The organism is Simplicispira piscis, assembly GCF_054783455.1.
The window spans coordinates 21,148-39,292 of the sequence record NZ_BAAGQN010000033.1; the positions used below are offsets into that span (position 1 = coordinate 21,148).

At 63.9% G+C, this 18,145-nt stretch carries 12 protein-coding genes and 1 riboswitch; of the genes, 6 read left to right on the forward strand and 6 right to left on the reverse strand.

All coding sequences use genetic code 11. The features are described from left to right. Nucleotides 1-69: 69 nt before the first annotated feature. Nucleotides 70-1,233, reverse strand: coding sequence for a rhodanese-like domain-containing protein (locus tag ACYVOC_RS18340; RefSeq protein ID WP_116004968.1), 1,164 nt, complete (start codon nucleotides 1,231-1,233; stop codon nucleotides 70-72). 248 nt (nucleotides 1,234-1,481) lie between these two features. Between ACYVOC_RS18340 and sorT the strand changes: the two genes are divergently transcribed. From sorT to ACYVOC_RS18360, 4 genes are all read left to right on the forward strand, one after another. Further along, nucleotides 1,482-2,687: a SorT family sulfite dehydrogenase catalytic subunit gene (gene sorT, locus ACYVOC_RS18345; protein WP_116004967.1), complete on the forward strand. Its 1,206-nt coding sequence runs from the start codon at nucleotides 1,482-1,484 to the stop codon at nucleotides 2,685-2,687. A 67-nt stretch (nucleotides 2,688-2,754) separates the two neighbouring features. Further along, nucleotides 2,755-3,054, forward strand: coding sequence for a SorU family sulfite dehydrogenase c-type cytochrome subunit (gene sorU, locus ACYVOC_RS18350; protein WP_233521253.1), 300 nt, complete (start codon nucleotides 2,755-2,757; stop codon nucleotides 3,052-3,054). 397 nt (nucleotides 3,055-3,451) lie between these two features. Further along, nucleotides 3,452-5,464, forward strand: a complete 2,013-nt coding sequence (locus tag ACYVOC_RS18355; protein ID WP_461162714.1) for a methyl-accepting chemotaxis protein — start codon at nucleotides 3,452-3,454, stop codon at nucleotides 5,462-5,464. A 73-nt stretch (nucleotides 5,465-5,537) separates the two neighbouring features. Beyond that, a complete protein-coding gene (locus tag ACYVOC_RS18360; RefSeq protein ID WP_461162715.1) occupies nucleotides 5,538-9,932 on the forward strand; it encodes an EAL domain-containing protein in 4,395 nt (1,464 codons plus the stop codon). Nucleotides 9,933-10,144: 212 nt separating this feature from the next. On the opposite strand, the gene ACYVOC_RS18365 is transcribed toward ACYVOC_RS18360, so the two are convergent. The 3 genes from ACYVOC_RS18365 to ACYVOC_RS18375 all read right to left on the reverse strand — a co-directional run bounded on the left by ACYVOC_RS18365 (nucleotide 10,145) and on the right by ACYVOC_RS18375 (nucleotide 13,351). Then, nucleotides 10,145-11,449 carry a D-amino acid dehydrogenase gene (locus tag ACYVOC_RS18365; RefSeq protein ID WP_116004963.1) on the reverse strand — a complete coding sequence of 435 codons (1,305 nt, stop codon included), beginning with the start codon at nucleotides 11,447-11,449 and terminating at the stop codon, nucleotides 10,145-10,147. 89 nt (nucleotides 11,450-11,538) lie between these two features. Next, nucleotides 11,539-11,646, reverse strand: a riboswitch (glycine riboswitch). Between the two features lie 188 nt (nucleotides 11,647-11,834). Next, the gene (locus ACYVOC_RS18370) at nucleotides 11,835-12,323 is read right to left on the reverse strand and encodes a YXWGXW repeat-containing protein (RefSeq protein WP_461162716.1); all 489 of its coding nucleotides are present in this window, start codon (nucleotides 12,321-12,323) and stop codon (nucleotides 11,835-11,837) included. A gap of 296 nt (nucleotides 12,324-12,619) precedes the next feature. Further along, nucleotides 12,620-13,351: a helix-turn-helix domain-containing protein gene (locus tag ACYVOC_RS18375; RefSeq protein ID WP_461162717.1), complete on the reverse strand. Its 732-nt coding sequence runs from the start codon at nucleotides 13,349-13,351 to the stop codon at nucleotides 12,620-12,622. A 419-nt stretch (nucleotides 13,352-13,770) separates the two neighbouring features. Here ACYVOC_RS18375 and ACYVOC_RS18380 point away from each other — a divergent pair, with 419 nt between their 5' ends. Further along, nucleotides 13,771-15,705: an MFS transporter gene (locus ACYVOC_RS18380; protein ID WP_461162718.1), complete on the forward strand. Its 1,935-nt coding sequence runs from the start codon at nucleotides 13,771-13,773 to the stop codon at nucleotides 15,703-15,705. A gap of 12 nt (nucleotides 15,706-15,717) precedes the next feature. On the opposite strand, the gene ACYVOC_RS18385 is transcribed toward ACYVOC_RS18380, so the two are convergent. Further along, complete coding sequence (locus ACYVOC_RS18385) at nucleotides 15,718-16,182, reverse strand: Lrp/AsnC family transcriptional regulator (protein WP_461162719.1); 465 nt, start codon at nucleotides 16,180-16,182, stop codon at nucleotides 15,718-15,720. Between the two features lie 92 nt (nucleotides 16,183-16,274). On the opposite strand from ACYVOC_RS18385, the gene ACYVOC_RS18390 reads away from it, so the two are divergent. Continuing rightward, nucleotides 16,275-16,898 (forward strand): LysE family translocator, encoded by a 624-nt coding sequence (locus tag ACYVOC_RS18390; protein WP_116006152.1) that lies wholly within the window; start codon nucleotides 16,275-16,277, stop codon nucleotides 16,896-16,898. 3 nt (nucleotides 16,899-16,901) lie between these two features. Here the strand turns inward: ACYVOC_RS18390 and ACYVOC_RS18395 are convergent, their stop codons facing one another. Beyond that, a complete protein-coding gene (locus ACYVOC_RS18395; RefSeq protein ID WP_461162720.1) occupies nucleotides 16,902-18,080 on the reverse strand; it encodes a saccharopine dehydrogenase family protein in 1,179 nt (392 codons plus the stop codon). Between the last annotated feature and the right edge of the window lie 65 nt (nucleotides 18,081-18,145).

Consider the following 18,145-nt stretch of genomic DNA (forward strand, 5'->3'; position numbering starts at 1 on the left):
CGTACGACTCGTACTGCCTGCGACACAGTGCCTGGCCAGAACCGCTTCGCTGCGTTTTGTGATCCGCTCTTAGCTCCCCTCGGTGGGCAAGCCGTCTGCAGCCCATTCAGGCACGCCGCCGCGCAGCCAATACACCTTCTTGAAGCCCTTGCTGGCGGCGACCTTGGCGGCCTTGTACGACTTCCAGCATTCGGCTCCATTGCAGGCAAAAACCACGGGCTTGTCCTGGCTGCCCGCGGGCAGCTTGTCGAGCGCGCTGAAGTCGTCCTGCGCGGCATTGAAGGCAACGTCCTTCAGGCTTTTCTCGATATAGGCCGCCCACAGGGCGCCCTTGATACGGCGGGCCTTGAATTCCTTTTCCGTCCGGGTATCCACGAAGAGCGCGCCCTGCAGTTGCTGCGCCTCTTTGGCAGTGATCCGCTGCACCCCGGGCAGGCTGGAAGGCGTGAACAGACCCAGCTCGGCCACGCGCTGGTATTCGGCTGCGTCGGGTCGCAAGATCACCGGCGCCAGTCCCGCCTGGGTGCTGGCGCTGCCAAACCATTGGGCGAGCTTGGCGCGCACATCGGCTGGCAGGTCTTTTTTGACCACCACCGTAAAGCCGCCGGGCACAGGTTGGCTGGTGGCCAGCACTTTCGCGCTGCCGGGGTGGGCGGTGTTCCACTCAGCCCATTCATCGGCGCGCACCACGGTGGCATCGGTGGCGCCCAGCGTGATGGAGCTCAGTCCCGCCTGTGGGTGCTTCTCATGCTGCACGGTTTTGAGATCTTTGAAAGACAGCCCGGCTTCGTTGAGCATGCCCCGTGCCATGTAGGTGTAAATCGAATCCTGCTGCGGCAGGTACAACCTGCGTCCCTTCATGGCGCCAGTGTTGTCCACCTGTGGTGTGCTGACCAGCAGATATTGTTCAGACTTGTGCGTGGCGCCGATCAGCTCATACCCGCGCGGCAGTGTGGAGGCCGCCACCTGCGCAGGTCCGATGAACACGTCGTAACCCGCGCTGCGGGTGGCGCGCATCACATCGGCAAGATCTTCGCTGGTGGAAACGGTCGCCGTCAGCGAGGTGGCCTTGGACAGGCCTGACTCCATGGCGCTGCGAAGAATGGTGTGCGCCGCCTTGCGGGCCGTGGGTTCCACGGCCACGATGACCGTCAGTTGCGCGTGCACAAGCTGCGCGGCCAGCAGCAAGGCCAGGCTCGACAGAGAGTTGCGAGCAATGGATCGGAGGTTCATGGCTTTTCTCTAGCAGGGTAAAAAAACAGGCGTTACCGTGGCCGAAGCCGACAACTCTAAATGTGCTCCAGCCTAGCTTGCGAATAACGGATGTTTCCATTTTTCATTTAATTATTACAATTATTGACATTTGTCAATGTTTTGTTTTTTGCTTGAACAGTCCAGAATGGGCGCCAGCGCGCGGGCAGAAAAGCATTGCGCGTCTCTTTTTGTATTTCTCATATTCACCTCTTGCGAAGGAGCGCGCCATGAAATCCCCCCAGTCAATGCCTCGCCGCCACATGTTGGCCGGCAGTGCCGCCGCCCTTGGAACTTTGGGCCTGGCCAGCTGGACAACTGGCGCGCATGCTCAGGCCGCTGCGCCCAAACCTTTGCCCGCCTATGTCAGCTGGAAAGACCCCAAGGCGCTGATCGTGCACAGCAACAACACCATGGAAACGCGGCGTTCTTCGTTTGGCACCAGCGTGTTGACCCCGACAGACCAGTTGTATGTGCGTAATAACCTGCCGCCGCCGGATGCGTCCATTCTGGACAACCGGGATGCCTGGACCATCAGCATCGAAGGGGTGAAAACTCCACGCGAATTTACGCTGGCAGAACTCAAGACAATGGGTCTGGAAACGGTGGCTACGGTGCTGCAGTGCTCGGGCAACGGACGGGGGTTCTTCCCCAGCAAGCCCAGCGGTACGCAATGGACTGTGGGTGCTGCCGGCTGTGTGTTCTGGAGCGGCGTGCCCGTGCGTGCGGTAGTGGCCGCGCTGGGCGGGGTGGTGGATGGCGCGGTGTATCTCACCGGCACGGGCGGTGAAAAACTGCCTGAAGGCGTGGATCCGCTGACGGTACTCGTGGAGCGATCAGTGCCCGTCGCCGCTTTGGGCGACGCCATTTTGGCTTGGGAGCTCAATGGCGAGCCCATCCCTCTCGCCCATGGTGGTCCGCTGCGTCTGATCGTGCCGGGCTACCAGGGGGTGAACAACATCAAGTACATCAAGCGGCTGGCGCTGACCCCGCAGCAATCCCCGGCGCGCATCATGGCCAGCAGCTACCGGCTCTCGCCCCCCGGCACCAAGTCCAGTCCTGACCAGCGTTCGGTCTGGGAAATTGTGGTCAAGTCCTGGATCAATGGCCCCCTTTCCGAGCAAGGGCCTCTGAAGGCCGGTATGACCCAGATCCACGGTGTGGCGTTTGCCGGTACCCAGCCGCTACAAGGCGTGGAAGTCTCCGTCGACGGGGGCGCCACCTGGAGCCGGGCGCAGCTGATCGGCCCCGACCTGGGGCGTTTTGCCTGGCGCCAGTTCGTGCTGCCCGTGCGGTTGGCAGCAGGAACCCATGTGCTGGCCAGCCGGGCCACCGATGCGGCGGGCCACGCGCAGCCTGCCGAGCGCGAGGAAAACATCCGTGGCTACAACAACAACAGCTGGCGTGACCACGCTGTCACTGTGACGGTGGCCTGAAGTCATGCTGAACAAGTTTCCCTCGCGCCATGCAGGCCCTGCAGCCTGGCTGTTGTGTTCGTTTGCCATGGCTTTGCCGGTACCTGCCCTGGCGGATGACGCCGAGCTTGTGGCACGGGGGAAAGCCCTGTTCACCACCGTGAAACCCGCCTGCGCGGTCTGCCACACACTGGCTGCCGCAGGCTCTGAGGGGCAGGTGGGCCCCGTACTGGATGAGCTCAAACCAGATGCGGCCCGTGTGCTGCAGGCTTTGCAGTCTGGCCTGGGTGTCATGCCGTCTTATGCGGAGCAGCTCAGTGAAACGGACATGCGGGCCCTTGCCGCCTTTGTCTCCCACTCCACGGGTGGGGCCCCCCTGGCGCGCTGATTTTTCCGTTCGGGCAGAGTCGTTTTTTGGATGTGGGCTGTAGCACTGCGAAGGCAGTGTCACCTGTCCCATCATCACTGAGTTCGTTCGCCTGTTTGCGGTATTTACCCGCCAGGTGCTGTGCGGGCTGCTGTCCGGTTGCTGTGAATCAATAAAGCGATGCACATCGTGCAGCGCATTGCCGGATGCCGTCGGATGAAAGGGCAGGCAGACGCCTGGGCGCATATGCAACTGGTTTATAGTAACAAGTTGTGTGGCGCCAAGGATGGGCTCTGGACTGCTGCGCTTTTCGCGCGGTGGACAGTAATCCAGCCGCCATCTGGGTTACGCGCCCTGATGGGCTGTGGTGCAGCGCCTACCGGCACTGCCCGCTACCGCCTTTCCACCGGTACTTACCATGTCCTTATTGCATCGATTGAGCCTGGCCCAGAAATTCATGATCCTGGGCCTGTTGGCCTTGGTGATGGTGATCTTCCCTGCCGCGCTGTACTTGCGGCTGGCTTTTCAGGGTGCCGCCCTGGCCGAGCGTCAGGTGCAGGGCGCGCAGGTGCTGGTGGAGATCAATGGTGTGATCCAGTCCAGCCAGAAGCACCGCGGAATGTCCGCTGGCATGCTGGGAGGCAACGCGCAGCTGGAGCAGCAGCGTCCGGCAGTAGCCAGCGTGCTGGCTCAGGGCTACGACAAGGTGGATAAGGCTCTGGCATCGAACCGTGCAGCGCAGCCAACCGTTGCGCAATGGGCAGAGCGCCGCAAGGAGTGGACTGCCTTGGAGCAAAAGGTCGCCGCCAAGCAAATGCCGGCCCCTGAAAGCACCCGATTGCACACCGCATTGATCGACCAGTTGTTTTTGGTGGGCGAAGGTGTTCTCGATGGATCAGGCCTGTCGTTGGATTCCCACTTCGATACCCACATGCTGACACAGGTGGCGTTGGTCAAGGCCATGGTGCTGACAGAGCATATGGGGTTGATGCGTGCGCGGGGTGCCATGTATCTGGCGCAAGGCACGCTGCCGCCCGAAGGCCAGGCCACGCTGCAAGCCGGTTTGCGGCAGATTGACCAGGTGCAGGCGGACCTGCAGCGCCACTTGGCCAAGGCTGGCGGCGACAACGCCGTATTCCGTAAGGCTCTGGAGGGTCCTGCCCGTGCGCTGAACGAGCAGATCGGAGCGACGCTCAAAATGACCCGAGAGGGCCTGGTTGACGCGCAAACCATCACGCTGACACCCACAGCCTATTTCGACGACTTCACCCGCACCATCGACGCCATCTACAGCTTTAACGATGGCGCGGTTCGTCTGCTCAATCTGACCCTGCAGGATCGCAAAAACCAGGCACAGCAGCTGGCTTACGGCATGGTGGCGCTGCTGGGGCTGGGTGTGTTGGGGGCTGCGGCGCTGGCGCTGGCGTTTGTGCGCAGCATTACGCGCCCGGTCCAGGATGCGGTACGGCTGGCGCAGGCGGTTGCGGCGGGCGACTTGACGACCGCGGTCGAGGTGCAGGGCACGAACGAGATTGCGAGCCTGATGAATGCCCTGGTCGAAATGCAGGTGCAGCTCTCCGGCGTGGTGGGGCAGGTGCGAGAGGGTGCCCAGGCAGTGGCGAGCGCCAGCGTACAGATTGCACAAGGAAACCACGACCTGGCGTCGCGCACCGAGAGCCAGGCCAGTTCGCTGGAAGAGACAGCGGCTTCCATGGAGCAACTCAACTCCACTGTGCAGCAAAACGCGGACAACTCCCGCCAGGCCAACCAATTGGCTGCCAGCGCCAGCCAGGTCGCGGTCAAGGGCGGCGAAGTGGTGTCGCAGGTGGTCGCCACCATGCAGGGCATCAATGAGAGCTCGCGCAGGATTGCGGACATCATCGGTGTGATCGACAGCATTGCCTTTCAAACCAATATTCTTGCGCTGAATGCAGCGGTTGAAGCGGCCCGTGCGGGTGAGCAGGGTCGGGGTTTTGCCGTGGTCGCCACTGAGGTGCGCAGCCTGGCCAGCCGCTCAGCCGAGGCCGCCAAGGAAATCAAGCACCTCATCAGCGCCAGCGTGGACCGCGTCGAACAGGGTACGGCCCAGGCGGACCAGGCCGGTGCCACCATGTCCGAGGTGGTCAGCGCGATTCGGCGCGTAACCGACCTCATGGGCGAAATCAGTGCGGCCAGTACGGAGCAGAGCCTGGGCGTGTCCCAGGTGGGCGAGGCCGTTACGCACATGGACCAGGTCACGCAGCAGAATGCGGCCCTGGTCGAGGAGATGGCCGCCGCAGCGGACAGCCTGAAGTCGCAGGCGCAGCAACTGGTGGCTGGGGTCGATGTCTTCAAGCTGGGGCATGCACCGGTCGCTGCGCAGCGACCGCATTCCTCGTTTGCGCCGCGCCTGGCCGGTCCGAATCATTCTAAGGAACGGAGAAGGTTTTGAGATCCAAAGTATGTCCACCCTGACCGGGCGAGCCACAGCCAGACAGTTTTTAGCGCTGATCTGTGCGCTGGCCATGCTGTTGCCGTTGACCGGGTGGATGGTCGTGCGCATACAGGCGCCCAAGGCAGAGGCGGAGGCGTTGGCCAATATGGCCGCCATTGCGCGCCTCAAGTCCGACCAGATCGAAAACTGGCTGGGCGAGCGGCAGAAGAATGCCCAGATGCTTTCGGATGACGCGGTCTTTGCCCAGCAAGTCGTCGCGCTCCAGGTGGATCCGGCGCGCAGCACCGCACAACAGGCGGCCGTCATGCAGCGTTTTGCATTGCTGCGAACCGCCTTTGACTATGACGCCATTGATCTGCTCGATCTCGACGGCCATGTACTGGCCAGCATGGCGGCGCAAGACGGCACGCCAGAATCCCAGGGCCGCTTTGTTCCCCAACTGGTGCAGGCCGAGCAGGCCGTGCGTCTGGACCTGAACGTCGATGCCCAAGGACATGCGCAGTTGCGCTGGTTGCTGCCGGTTTATGACATCAGCAGTGCACAGCGGCGCATGGTGGCGGTGGTGCAAATGGGTATTTCGCCGGAGCGGTTCCTGTTTCCGGTCATCCAGGCCTGGCCGACCTTGAGTCCCAGCGGCGAAACTTTGCTGGTGCGCAGGGAGGGTGACGCAGCGGTGTTCATGAACGAACTGCGCCACCGCAGCGGCACCGCCATGCGCTTGCGCTTGCCTATGGCCAACGATACCTTGCCCGCAGCGGCGGCGTTGCGTGCCAGCGAGCCTGGACAGATGGCCGGCCGGGACCACCGCAATGTCGAAGTGCTCTCTGCCTTCCGGCCTGTGGCCAACACGGACTGGCACGTGGTGGCCAAAATCGACCGGGCCGAGGTGCTGCAGCCCGTGCATGTGCTGGCTTGGTGGGTCAGCGCGGTGACCACGCTCGCAGTCATCGCACTGGCATTGGTGCTGGCGCTATTTTGGCGGCAGCTGCGGCGTGCACAGCGGTTGGAGATGCTGGTTCAGAAGACCCGTTCAGACCAGTTGATGGGGCAGTTTTTTTCTCTGCCATTTATCGGCATTGCGACAGGCGATCTGTCCCATGCCCGCTGGGGGCGTTTTAACCGGCATTTTTGTAGCATCGTGGGCTTTGCGCCCGAGCAGGTTGAGCGACTGGCCTGGGCCGATCTGGTCAGCCCGGACGACCTGGTACAAGACCTGGAGGGGGTGGACCGTTTGGTGCGCGGCGACATCGAGGCCTATGCCGTGGACCGGCGCATTCGCCGGGGTGATGGTGCGCAGGCGTTTGTCAGCGTGCAGTTGCGCGTGCTGGAGCAGGATGATGGGCACAAGCAATGCATCGTGGCGCTCCAGGACATCACCCGCAGGCATGAAGACGAACTTCGGATCAAACAGCAATCACGGCTCTATGCGGCCTTGAGCGCTTGCAACCAGGCGATCGTGCAATGCTCTACGGCGCAAGCGCTTTTCGTGCGTATTTGCGAGGCCGCTGTTCCGCTGGGAGGGATGCATCTGGCCTGGATTGGCATGCGCGAACCAGGCTCGCCGGCGCTGCAATTGGTGGCTGCGCATGGAGCGGGCGCGCCGGATATGGGTGCTGATCTGGTTGTCGGCGCCGACATGCCGGGTCTGGGGTGTGCGTGGACGGCACTGCGCGAGGGCCGTGAGGTCTGGATTAACGACAGGCCAAACACCCGACCTGCCGTGGCTTTTCCCTTGCACCGGTCGGGCGAAGTGGTCGGAGTGTTTGTGCTGATCGCCGGGTCGGCCGACAGCTTTTCACCGGATGCACGCACCTTGCTTTCGCAAATGGCGTCCGATGTGGATTTCGCGCTGGACTATTTCGCCAATGAAGCGCAGCGCCAGCGGGCCGAGGAACTGCTGCGCCATTCCCAGGCGCAACTGGAGTTGGTGCTCAAAGGATCGACCGACGCCCCGTGGGAATGCCAGTTGCCAAGCCTGCAGACCGAGTTTTCTCCCCAAGGTTGGCACATGCTCGGCTATGGGGTGGACGACATGCCCCAGGGCCCCCTGCGCATCAAGGCGCTCGTCCATCCGCAGGACCTGGCGCGGATGGCTTCCTTGCAGGGGCGTTTGCTGGCATCGGAGGATAACGTGGTGGTCGAAGAGGTGCGGTTGCGCCACCGGTCCGGCCGCTATGTGCCGGTGCTGGCGCGCGGGTTTGTCTCACGCGACCCTGCCGGACGGCCCGTCCGGGTGACCGGAACCGCCATGAACCTCACCGCGCAGCACCAGACCCGGCAACTGGAAGCGCTGCGTGCTTTTGCACTGGAGCTGATTGCCAGCGAGCCCGATATCGACCAGATCCTGAGCCGTCTGGTGGGCCACTTGGAGGAGCTTTTGCCCTCTGTGCGTGGCTTGGTGTGGCTCCTGGATGAGCGTTCAGGCCAGCTGGAGCCGCAGGCGGCGCATGGCCTTGAGGGGGTGTTGGCGAAGGCGCGAGCCGTTTTTCCGGGGCATGCGCAGAACGATGTTGCTGGTGTCGTGGAGTTCAGTGGGGCGCAAGGCATTGCCCCGCTGCTGGACAATACCCCCCTGCGTTCACTGGTCCTGTCCATGGCCCACCAGGAGCGCTGGATGGATTGCACCTCGGTGCCCATCCTGACGGATTCGCGCACGGTCGTTGGCGTGCTGGACACTTTCAGCCGCCGCAAAAACGCGCTGGACCACCACGACACCACGCTGGTGGAACGGGTGAGCCACTTCATGGGGAGCGCCATCCAGCGCAAGTCGTTCGAATCACAAGGGCGCCTGGCGTCCGAGGTGTTCCAGAACAGCCACGACGGCATCATGGTGACCGATGCACACCAGAAGATCCTGCTGGTTAATCCGGCCTTCACGACCATCACCGGATTCACCTTTGACGATGTGCGGGGCCGCAACCCCCGGCTTCTGGCGTCGGGGCGCCACGACGCCGCGTTCTACGCAGCCCTTTGGCGCGCCGTACAGACCGAGGGACTGTGGCAGGGGGAGATCTGGAACAAGCGCAAGAACGGTGAGGTGTATCCGCAGTGGCTGACCATGAGCCGCATCGGCAACGCCGAGGGCGATGCCAGCCATTTCATCGCCATTTTTTCGGATGTGAGCCAGCGCAAGGCAGACGAGCAGCGTATCCGCTGGATGGCGCACTTTGACTTGCTGACGGGTCTGCCCAACCGTGCCATGCTGCGGGATCGTTTTGCCCATGACCTGTGTCTGGCCCAGCGCAGCGATGAGCCGATGGCGCTGATGTTCCTGGATCTCGATCATTTCAAGAACATCAACGATTCGCTAGGGCATGGCATTGGCGACGAATTGCTGATCGCGGTATCGCGGCGGATGCGCCAGCAGGTGCGCGAGCAGGACACCGTGTCTCGCATGGGGGGCGACGAGTTCGTGTTGGTGCTGCCGGGTACGGACGCCGATGGCGCCGCACACCTGGCGCGCAAGCTGATTGAATCGATTGCGGAGCCCCTGCAGGTGCGTGAGCACGAATTGATGGTGACCCCATCGATTGGCATTGCCATGTTTCCGGAGGATGGCCATGACCTGGACACGCTGGCGCAATACGCCGATGCGGCGATGTACCGCGCCAAGCTCGACGGGCGCAACGCCTACCGTTTCTATTCCTCCGACATGCATACGCAGGCTGCGCGCACCTTGCTGCTGGAAGGCGCACTGCGCCGCGCGCTGGAGCGTGAGCAACTGGCGCTGCATTATCAGCCGCAATGTTGCCTTCAGGATGGGCGCGTCGTGGGCGTAGAAGCCTTGCTGCGCTGGCAGCACCCGGAATTGGGCATGGTCTCGCCGGCAGAGTTCATTCCCATTGCCGAAAAAAGCGGGCTCATCTTGCCGATTGGTGAGTGGGTGCTGCGCACCGCCGTGCAGCAACTGGCCCGTTGGCAGGCCAGCGGGCTGCAGCAGATCACGATGGCAGTGAACGTGTCGGCGGTGCAGTTCCGCCACCCCAACCTGCCGGGCCTGGTGAGCCGCATCCTGGCCGAGGAGGGCGTGCTGCCCGATTGCCTGGAGCTGGAGTTGACCGAGGGCGTGGCCAGCAACGACCCCGAACGGGCCATTGCCATCATGGCGGACCTGCGGGCTCGGGGTGTGCGCATGTCGATCGACGACTTTGGCACCGGTTATTCGTCACTCAGCTACCTCAAGCGCTTCCAGGTTTGTAAGCTCAAGATCGACAAGTCCTTTGTGCAGGACATTACGGTGAATGCGGAGGACCGTGCCATCGTCTACGCCATCATCGGCATGGCCAGCAGCCTGGGGCTGCGCACGATTGCCGAAGGGGTGGAAACGCAGGAGCAGCTCGATGCCCTGCGTGCGCGGGGCTGCGATGAAATCCAGGGCTATTTTTACAGCAGGCCCTTGCCTGCACAGGAGTGCGAGCAGTTCCTGCGCGCGCACCGCCCTGCGGCGGTGCTTACGGTCGCCTGATTCCATTTCTAAACCATCCGTGTCGATGTTGCTTCGCCTTGCCGTGCTACAGCACTGTCTGCGGCTTCGCGCCCAGGAGACTGTCGGACTTGGAAATCGTCGGCTGCAAATCCAGTAAAAACTGTCCTCGCTGGGACCGATTCTCGCTTTCGACGCTCCAAGTCCGACAGCCTTCTAGACACGAATGATTTGGAAGCAGAATGAGAACGCGCTCAGGTGGCTGGCTGCAGGCGGGGCTGGCGCTGGTCTTTCATGCCAGCAAAGGCAAAGTCGACTTCTGGCACCTGGCCGCTGACGATGTCGGCCAGTGCCTTGCCCGAGCCGCAGGAATGCGTCCAGCCCAGCGTGCCGTGCCCGGTGTTGAGGAACAGGTTGCCCAGCTTGGTGCGGCCGATCAACGGCACATTGCTCGGCGTGGCCGGGCGCAAGCCCGTCCAGAACTGCGCCTGGGTGGCATCGCCTGCCCCGGGAAAAAGCTGCTCCACACGCCGCACGATGGCCTCGCAGCGGGCTGCGTTCAGGTCGCGGCCGTAGCCATTGAGTTCGGCCGTGCCTGCAATGCGCAGGCGGTCGCCCTGCTCGCTGGTGTAGCGCGAGAAGACGAGTTTGAATTCATCGTCCGTTAGGCTGACCTGGTGGGCCATGGCAGCGTCTTTCACCGGCATGGTCACCGAATAGCCCTTGGCCGGGTAAATCGGCAACGACACGCCCAGCGGTTGCGCCAGCAATGGGCTGTACGAGCCCATGGCCAGCACAAAGGCGTCGCCGCGCACCCGCTCAAAACGGCCCTCGGCGTTGGTGACTTCCACGTGGTCGATTGCATCTCCCGCCGCACGCAGCGCGGTAATGTGCTCACCCAGGCGGAACTGCACTCCGGCTTGTGCACACAGTGCGGCCAGTTCGCGCACGAACAGGTTGGCGTCGCCCGATTCATCTTCGGCGGTAAAGGTGGCGCCCGCCAGCTGCGGGCGAATGTGGGCCAGGGCGGGTTCGATGCGCACGGCCTCGTCGGCGCTGATCACCTGGCGCTCGCAGCCTAGTTGGCGCATTTGCTCGGCCGGGCCGAGGGCGCCGTCAAATTCTTTCTGGTTGGTATAAAAATGCAGGATTCCCTGGGTGCGCTGGTCGTACTGGATGCCGGTGTCGCGGCGCAGCTGCTGCAGGGCTGCGCGGCTGTAAGTGCCCAGGCGCACGATCTGCTGGATGTTGTGGCGCGTGCGTGCTGGCGTGCATTCGCGCAAAAATTGCAGGCCCCACAGCCATTGGCGCATATCGGCGCGTACGCGAAACAGCAGGGGAGCGTCTTCCTGGCCCAGCCACTGCAGCACCTTGAGCGGCGCGCTCGGGTTGGCCCAGGGCTCGGCATGGCTGACCGAAATTTGCCCGCCGTTGGCGAAGCTGGTTTCGGCGCCGGGCGTGGCCTGGCGGTCGATGACGGTCACATCGTGGCCGCGTTGTTGGAGGTAATAAGCCGAAGTGACACCGAGCAAGCCGGCGCCGAGAACGATCACGCGCATTTTTGGAGCCTTTCAGGGTTCCAGCGCTTGATGGATAAGCGGTAGCAGCTATTAAATGAATAGCATGCAGCCGGCGTGTCCGCCAAGCTGCCGCTCCCCCTGTCCTTGTGACCTGAGAGATTCACCCCCTGCCAGCATGGCGTGGGGTTTGCTCCTTCGGTGCGCCACGGTGGTGGCGGCTCTCCAGACGGCTGTGATGAAAGGTGCAGTACGGAACCTGAGCGTGTATGGGAGTTTGCGCCTTCGGTGCAGCGGACGGTGCCGCCAAGCTCTCCTGCAGTGCGCGATTCTAGGCGCGCCCGGGGCCCTGCGTGGGGTGCGCAGGGCCTTATGCCATACAACAGTTGCTTATGGAGAGGCCCAAGCGCCTCGCACGCGCAGGGTTTTATTGGCGGTACGGATTGTTGGGTTGGCGGTCGTGCCGGTTGGAAACGCCATCGCCGTCGCTGTCACGGCGGTGGGGTGGGGCGCCGCGGCTGTGTGGGGGCCGGTGCGGGGGGGCGTTGTAATGGGGCTGGCGACCGTCAGGTGTCCGGTCGTAGCGGTTGGGAATGCCGTCACCGTCACGGTCCCAGCGGCCGGGCTCCATATACCAACGCCCACCGCGCTCGCGCCACTGGGGGGCGTTGTAACGGTAACCAGGGCGGGCTTTGAGCCAGTAGCCGTCGATCCAGCGGTAGCGGTCGTGGCGCCATTCCCAGTGGCCCGGTACCCAGACCATGCCGCGCCGGGCCCGGGGCGCGGCCTCGTAGTGCACGGGGGGCGGGGCTGTCTGGATGACGATGGTGGCCGAGGTGGCCGCCTGCGCGGTGGGCGCCAGGGCGCACAGTGACAGCAGGGCGATGCTTGCGGCGGCGAGGGCGAGGCGTGCCATGGGAATACTCCTTTGAAATGGTCCCGAAAGGAACCAATGAAGGGCATTGTGTGGTGCTCTTCGTCAAGCCCGTGTAGTCGTTTGGCGAAGGCGTGTGAGCAAATGTTTCGGCGGCCTGCACCAATGCGCCAGACCGTGATGGATGTCACGCAAGGCTCTTGGTAGAGGACGGATGGGTGTCTTTGCCCTGGAGTGGCTGTATTCTGGGTAATTTTGGTGGCTAGCCCTTGCTGGTAAAGCGTAATCAGCTATCAAAAATAGAGCGTTTTGGGCTGCTCATCGGCGTTGACGCTGTCTCAACGCCGCATCTGGGCAAAGGCCTCGAACTCCCAACTGCGCAGCGCCAGCAAAAGCGTGTAGCCCTCACGTTCGTGCTCAGGCAATTTCTGGTCGGCCAGGTGTTGTTGGGCAAAGTCCTGGGCCACGCGCTGCATGCGCTCCATGAAGGCAGGAGCCAGGGAGCGGCTGATGTTGCCATGCACCAGCAGCACACCTTCGCCTGTGCCGTCAAACCCCCCTGCAAAGTAGTCCAGCAAAGCGTGCTCGCGGAAATAGTTCATCACTGGCCCGTGGGGGCGCCAGCGGAAGGTCTTGGCCAGCTTCAGGCGGTAGCGGTTCAGGGGGCGCAACTCGATGATGCCGATCCGGTCGAGCTGCACCAGGTAGCGGATGACCTCGGCCTCGGTCAGCCGGTAGGCGCTGGTCACCTGCTCCAGCGTCCACTGGCTCAGTACGCAGATGGCCATGAGCAGCAGTTTCTTGTCGGCCACCACGGCCTTCTCCTGGTCGTGCGTCAGCTCCTTGAGCAAGGGTTGCGCGTCGGCCACGCGCCGGGCGAGGTCGGCAAAGTCCAGCGCCAGGGCGCGGCAGATGGCGTCGATGCGCGAGAGCGGCATGTCGCCCTTGGCCAGCATGCGCTTGACGCTCGATTCGGCCATGCCCAACTGCCGCGCGAGGTCGGCGTAGGTCATCTGGGCGGATTTGAGTTCCTTCTTCAGGGCGGTCACGAGGTCGGCGGTGGTGCTCATGGGTATCGATTATCAATACTCCAGGTGCCATCAGTAGCTGTTTAAGCAGCTTTTTGGCGGTGTAATGGGTTGCGCTGAACACACTGCGGGGCATCGACCACTGACGGATGCGACGACCATGACCTTTTCTGTATCCCCCTCAGGTCAGTGCGCGCAGCGCCCTCTGTGCCGCCCGGTCCTGTCACGCGCTGAAATGGGCTTGCTGCTCGGCATGGCTGCGCTGCTGGCGCTGGCATGCCTCGGGCCGGTGTTGTCTGCACTTGTGACATTGCGCAACAGGAGGGTTCCAGTCATGCTGCGCGCCCCTGTGTCCGGGCAGAATCGCGCCCACATCGTCGGCGGCCTACGCTGGCTGTGCGCTTGAGGTGCGGGCAATACCAAAAAAACACAACAAACCTGTCGAGAACGAGGAGAAACGCATGAAGATCGAAAACCCCTCCGCCAGTGCTGCGCAGGCGCACGAGGACCCCAACCAGTTCGCCCTGCTGCGCCAGCGCCGTTTTGCGCCGTTCTTCTGGACGCAGTTCTCTGGTGCGGCCAATGACAACCTGTTCAAGTTTGCCTTCACGGTGATGGTGACCTACCAGATCAGCGTGTCGTGGATGCAGCCGGCCATGGCCGGACTGGTGATTGGCGCACTGTTCATCCTGCCGTTTCTGCTGTTCTCAGCCACCAGCGGTCAGCTGGCCGACAAATACGACAAGAAGCGGCTGATCCGCTTCGTCAAGCGGCTGGAGATCGGCATCATGGCGCTGGCCGCGTGGGGGTTTTTCTCGGCCAACGTACCCATCCTGCTGGGCTGCACCTTTCTGATGGGGCTGCACTCCACGCTGTTTGGCCCTGTCAAGTTCGCCTACATGCCCCAGGTGCTGACCGAGCGCGAGTTGACAGGCGGCAACGGCATGGTGGAGATGGGCACGTTCGTGGCCATTTTGTTGGGCAATGTGGCAGGCGGCCTCATCATCGCCGTACCTGACATTGGGGCCCACCATGTGGGCCTGGCCTGTGTCGGCATGGCCCTCGTGGGGCGTGTGGTGGCCGAGTTCATTCCCTCGCTGCCAGCGACAGACCCGCACCTGAAGATCAACTGGAACCCGGTCACGGAGACCTGGCGCAACCTCCAGCTGGCACGCGAAAACACCGTGGTGTTTCGCTCGCTGCTGGGCATCAGCTGGATGTGGTTTTTTGGCGCGGTGTTTCTATCGCAATTTCCCAGCCTGGCCAAAGAGGTGCTGCACGGCAATGAGCAGGTCGCTTCACTCCTGCTGGTGGTGTTTTCGATCGGCATCGGCATCGGCTCGCTGTTGTGCGAGGTGCTCTCGCGCCGCCATGTGGAGATTGGCCTGGTGCCGCTGGGGGCGATGGGCATGAGCGCTTTTTCCATCGATCTGTATTTCGCTGCCCGGGGCCTGCCCCCGGCCGAGATCATGGGCCTGGCGGCCTTTATGGACCAGGGTGCGCACTGGCGCATCATGCTCGACCTGGCGCTACTGAGCCTGTTTGCCGGCCTGTACAGCGTGCCCATGTACGCGCTCATCCAGATGCGCGCCCAGCCCACGCACCGCGCGCGCATCATTGCGGCCAACAACATCCTGAACGCGCTGTTCATGATCGCCAGTTCGCTCATCGTCGGGGCCTTGCTGGGCGCGGGCTTTACGGTGCCGCAAATTTTCCTGTTCACCGGCTTGGCCAATGCCGTGGTGGCGGCCTACATCTTCTTGCTGGTGCCCGAATACCTGCTGCGTTTCGTGGCCTGGGTGCTCTCGCGCCTGGTGTACCGGTTCAGGGTGCAGGGTGACGAAAACCTGCCGGTGCAAGGCGCGGCCATTCTGGCCTGCAACCATGTGAGTTTTGTCGATGCCGTGCTGCTCATGGCGGCCAGCCCCCGGCCCATCTACTTCGTGATGGACCACCGCATCTTCCGCGTGCCGGTGCTGGGCGCGCTTTTCCGGCTGGCCAAGGCCATTCCGATCGCGTCCTACAAGGAAGACCCGGCCACTTACGAAGCTGCGTTTGAGCGGGCCGCGCAGGTGTTGCGCGAAGGGGATTTGCTGGCGATCTTCCCCGAGGGTGGCATCACGCGCGACGGGCAGTTGCAGCCGTTCAAGGGCGGCATCGTCAAGATCCTGGACCGCGCGCGTGCCGACGGGCTGGATGTGCCCGTGATCCCCATGGCGCTGACCAATCTGTGGGGTTCGTACTTCAGCCGCGTCGAGCGCGGGAGCGCCATGGTGCGGCCCTTCCGCCGCGGCATGTTCAGCCGCGTGGGTCTGAACGTGGGCGCGCCCATGGCTCCGGCCGAGGCGCAGCCCGAACTGCTACAGACCCGCGTGGCGCGGCTGCTGGAGGCGTGACAGGCCCTGGCGTCAGCGCGCGGGCCGCGCCAGCCCGCGCCGTTCGATGGGGGTGGAAAACACGATCGAGGTGCGCGTCTCGCCGTAGCCGTTGATACCGGCGAGGAAGCGTTCCAGGTCCTGCAGCGTGGTGGCCACTACCTGCATCACATAAGAATCTTCGCCCGCCACATGGTGGCACTCCAGCACCTCGGGCAGGCTCGCCAGCTTGTCCAGCAGCGCCCGCTTGCCCGGCTGGGGGACATGGATGCCGACGATGGCCCGCACCCCATAGCCCACGGCGGCAGGATCCACCTGGGCCTGGTAGCCACGGAGCACGCCGGCTTCCTGCAGCCGCTTGATGCGTTCGGCCGTGGCGGGCAGGGACAGGCCCGCGGCATCGGCCAGGGCCTTCAGCGGAGCGCGGGCATCGGCCTGCAGCGCCTGCAGCAGCAGCCAGGCCTTGTCGTCGAGTGGGAGGGCTGAATCTTTTGCCATGGCGGTGCTTTTCCTGAAAAATTTAGGCAGCAAGGTTTTTGGGCGGAATTTTTTGCCTGTTGTCTTGGCTGCATTCTTTCTACCATGGCGGTATGACCTCTTCTGCCATCCCGCTCTTCGCCGAAGCCCTGTGGGTAGGCTTCTCCATTGCCGCGCCGGTGGGGCCGATCGGCCTGCTGACCATCCAGCGCACGCTGGAACGTGGCGTGCGCGCCGGGCTGGCCACGGGCCTGGGCGCAGCCACGGCCGATGCGCTGTACGGGGCGCTGGGCGCGCTGGGGACGCGCTTGCTGATCGATGCGCTCGTGGGCGCACGCGTGCCGCTGGCGCTGCTGGGTGGTCTGGTGCTGCTGTGGATGGCCTGGCGCGTGGCGCGCCAGCCGCTGGCACGGCAGGTGGCGGTCACGCCCGCGTCCGGGGATTTGCTCGGCTATTTCGGGGGCACGCTGGTGCTGACGCTGTCGAACCCGGTCACCATCCTCTCGTTCATCGCCATCTTCGGTGCGATGGCGGGCGGCGCGAGGACGGTGGCCGTCCTGCCCATGGTGACAGGCGTGTGGCTGGGTTCGGCGCTGTGGTGGCTGTTGCTGGCAGCCCTGGTGGCGCGCTGGCGCTCACGCATCGATGATGCCTGGCGCCTGCGCATCCAGCGCGGCTCCGCCCTGCTGCTGGCCGGCTTCGCGCTGTGGCAGTGGTGGGGCCTGGTGCGGGCCTGAGCTTCAGAGCGTTTCGACGGCGAAGCGCAGCCCGGCATGGACCTGCAGCCGGTCGATCAGCGCCTGGCCCAATGCCGGGGCCGTGGTCCAGATGCCGCCGGGCGTGCTGCGGTTCTCCAGCAGGCACACGGCGGCCTCGGCGATCATTTTCGAGGTGGAGCCGTAGCCGGGGTCGCGGTCACCGGTCACGGACACGCTCAGGCGGTGGCCCTGGGCATCCTCTCCGAGGAACAGCACGTCGTAGTGCCCGGCCTCGCGCTCTTCGCGCGAAGGGCCTTCGCCCGGCTTGGGTCCGGCGTCCGAGCCGAGCGATTTGTCGGAGGCCACGGCGTTGGCAATGGCCTCGCCCTTGGCGCCGGGGCCGGTGACCAGCATCTCGTCATAGATGAAATCGGACCCGTAGGCATGGCCCAGCAGGAAGTTGGAGCGGTGCACGTTGCGCGTATTGATGGCCGCCATGACGAACGGCGCCACCCACACGCCCTCGCCCAGCGCTTCGTCCACCATGGGCTTGCTGCCCGAGGGTTGGCGCGGGCCGGTGAAGCCGGGCGTGAGCGCGAAAGGGTCGCGCAGCAGATCGAGTACGCCGGGCTCGCTGGCGGCGGCGGCCAGCGTGGCCTTGAGGCTCGCCGCGGTACCGCCTGAGAAAGTGCCTTTCATTTTGCGCACCCGGCCGCGCACGCGGCTGGCGGGGTGGCCAAAGCGCGCCTTCATCTCGTTTTGCAGCAGGAAAACACCCAGGTCGAACGGGATCGAGTCGAAGCCGCACGAGAACACGATGCGCGCGCCGCTGGCTTTGGCCGTGGCCTCGTGCGCGTCGATCATGTGGCGCATCCAGGCGGGCTCGCCGCACAGGTCCACGTAGTCCACGCCGGAAGCCGCGCAGGCGGCCACGAGTTCGTTGCCGTAGAGCTGGTAAGGGCCCACGGTGGTCAGCACCAGGCGGGTCTGGTCCATCAGGGTTTGCAGGCTGGCGGGGTTGCTGGTGTCGGTGACGACGAGTGGTGTGTCGGCGGGGGCACCGATTTCATCGCGCACGGCGGCCAGCTTCTCGGCGTTGCGCCCGCCCATGGCCCAGCGCAGGCCGCTGCCTGCGGGGTAGCGCTGCAGCAGGTATTCGACCACCAATCGGCCTGTGAAGCCGGTGGCGCCGTGGACGACGAGGTCAAAGGGTTTTGTCATGGTGTGTCTCTTTCTTGGGCGGTGATTCCAGGGTGTCTGGCGCGGCATGAGAGGGCATTGTCGAA